Annotated in this window: 2 protein-coding genes; both read left to right on the forward strand. The window is 67.8% G+C overall.

What is annotated here, in order from left to right:
- A partial coding sequence (locus tag KA184_22415; GenBank protein ID MBP8132343.1) for a phage terminase large subunit family protein occupies positions 1-1,999 on the forward strand: 1,999 nt, incomplete at its 5' end.
- Positions 2,000-2,021: 22 nt separating this feature from the next.
- The coding region (locus KA184_22420; GenBank protein MBP8132344.1) for a hypothetical protein at positions 2,022-2,260 on the forward strand (239 nt) is incomplete at its 3' end.

The raw sequence follows: 2,260 nt of genomic DNA on the forward strand, positions 1-2,260 counted from the left end.
GGCGTTCGCGGACAAGTGGAGCGATGACCACCTGGCGGTGCTGGCGAAGATCCGCGAGGCGATAGACAAAGGTGGACACTTTGCGCTGGCGATGCCCCGCGGCCACGGCAAGACGACGATTCTCAAGTGGGCGTTGCTGTATGTCATGCTCACCGGCAAGCGGCGATATGTGGTGGTCGTGGCGGCGACCGCGGAACTGGCGGGAGCACTCACCGACTTTGTGCGGGCGCAACTCATCGAAAGCCCTACCTTGCTGGAGCACTACCCACACGTCTGCCACTACGCCAAGGCCACTGAGGGGAAGGCCATCAAAGCTAAATACATGCTCCGACGCGACTTCAAGCCTCTGGGTCTGGGCTGGGGCAAGGCAACGCTCATCCTGCCGACGCCGATGGGCCGGGACGCCCCCTATCCGTCTGACGGAGCGGTGCTGGAAGGCCACGGGCTGACGGGGGCCATCCGCGGCAAGTGGCGTGACGACAAGGCGGGTCGGGTGCTGCGGCCGGATTTCGTGCTTCTGGACGACCCCCAGACGCGCGAATCGGCGGAGTCGCCGAGCCAATGCGCGATGCGCGAACGGATCATCATGGGCGACGTGCTTGGGCTGGCGGGGCCGCGCAAGAAGATCGCCGCCGTGATGCCCTGCACCGTGATCCGCAAGGGCGACCTGGCGCACCGCTTTCTCGACCACGGGGCGCACCCGGAATGGCAGGGGCTGACGTGCCAGCTTGTTCGGAAATGGCCGGACGCGCAGGACACGCTTTGGAAGGAATACGGAGACCTGCTGCGGGAAGGGCTGGCGAACGGCGACGGGCCGGACGCGGCGACGGCGTTCTATCTTGCGAACCGGGCGGCGATGGACGCGGGGGCGGAGGTGTCGTGGCCGGAGCGGGTGCGGGCGGGGGAAACGTCGGCCTTGCAGACGGCGGAAACGCTGCTGCTGGAAAGCGGGGACCAGTTCTGGGCGGAATACCAGAACGACCCGAAGGACGTCGCGGCCGGCCAGTACGAACTGACGGTCGAGCAAATCCTGTCCCACGCGAACGACCTGCCGCGGTTCCACCTCCCGTCCGCGGCTAACGTGCTGGTTGGACACTGCGACATCAATCGGAGCGGTCTGCACTGGTGCGTGGCCGGCTTCGACCAGAAGATGACCTGCCACGTCGCGGCATACGGGCGGCATCCGGGGCGCGGCCTGCTGTGGGGCGACAAGGCCAGCGCGCAGGCGCGGCAGCTATCCATCTACCGCGGTCTTACGGAACTGTGCGGGCAACTGGCCGGCGCGAAGTTCATGCGAGAGGGGACGGCCATCCTGCCGTCGCTTTTGCTGGTGGACGCGAGCTTCGAGAGCGAGACGGTCCACCGGTTCGCCGAGGCGGCTCGGTATCCGTTCCGCGTGGTTCCGGCCATCGGGCGGGCGGCGCACCGGTACAGGTGGGCGGCGGCAACCGTCGTCGGGCGGCCGGCCGAACAGGCGCACTACCAGCGCCCGCAGTCGAGGCATTGCCCATACGCGATGGCGAACGTCGACCACTGGCGCGAGGTGGCGCAACGGGCTTTCCTCGGCACGGCCGGCGAGCCTGGCGGCTGCACGCTCCACGCTGCGCCGACGCGGCGGGCTCACCTTCCGTTCGCGGAACACGTCGCGGCCGAACGGCTGGCGCAGAAGTACGAGACGCAGCTTGGATGGCGGTACGAATGGACGCACGCGCCAGGGGACGCATGGGACTGGGGCGACGCGCTGACGGGATGCTGGGTGGCGGCGGCTCTGTCGGGATTGTCGAGCAGCGGGATGTGCGAGGCGAAAACCAAGCGCAAGATCGCGGCCGTCGTCGGTGGCCGCCGGGTGGTGGCGGGAGAAACGAAACAAGGAGACGCAAATGGGAAGCAAGCAGAGAAGCAGGGCGGAGGAGAAGGAGCGGGAGGGATGGGCGGCGGCGCGGCGGCGGGCGCCGATAGGCCCAAGCATAGGGCGGTCATCGGGCGCGGTCGGTGGTGAGTCGGTGGCGACTCGCGATCCGGTGGCGGAGAACCGCGACCCGGTTAGGCCTTACGTGTTCAGGCACTACATTCCTGCACCGATGCCGGTCGTTTGTCCAGCCTGCGGGCACTCTACAAGGCAGGACAGCGGCCGACACGTCGATCCGGCGAACAAGAAGATTCTCGAATACCGGGTGTGCTGCAAGTGCGGGGAAAAGCTCGCGGCCGGCCGCGACATGACGGCGCGCGAAGTCGAGGCGCTTTGCACGCACGCGGACGG

The organism is Candidatus Hydrogenedentota bacterium, from assembly GCA_018005585.1.
Taxonomy (GTDB): Bacteria; Hydrogenedentota; Hydrogenedentia; order Hydrogenedentales; family JAGMZX01; genus JAGMZX01.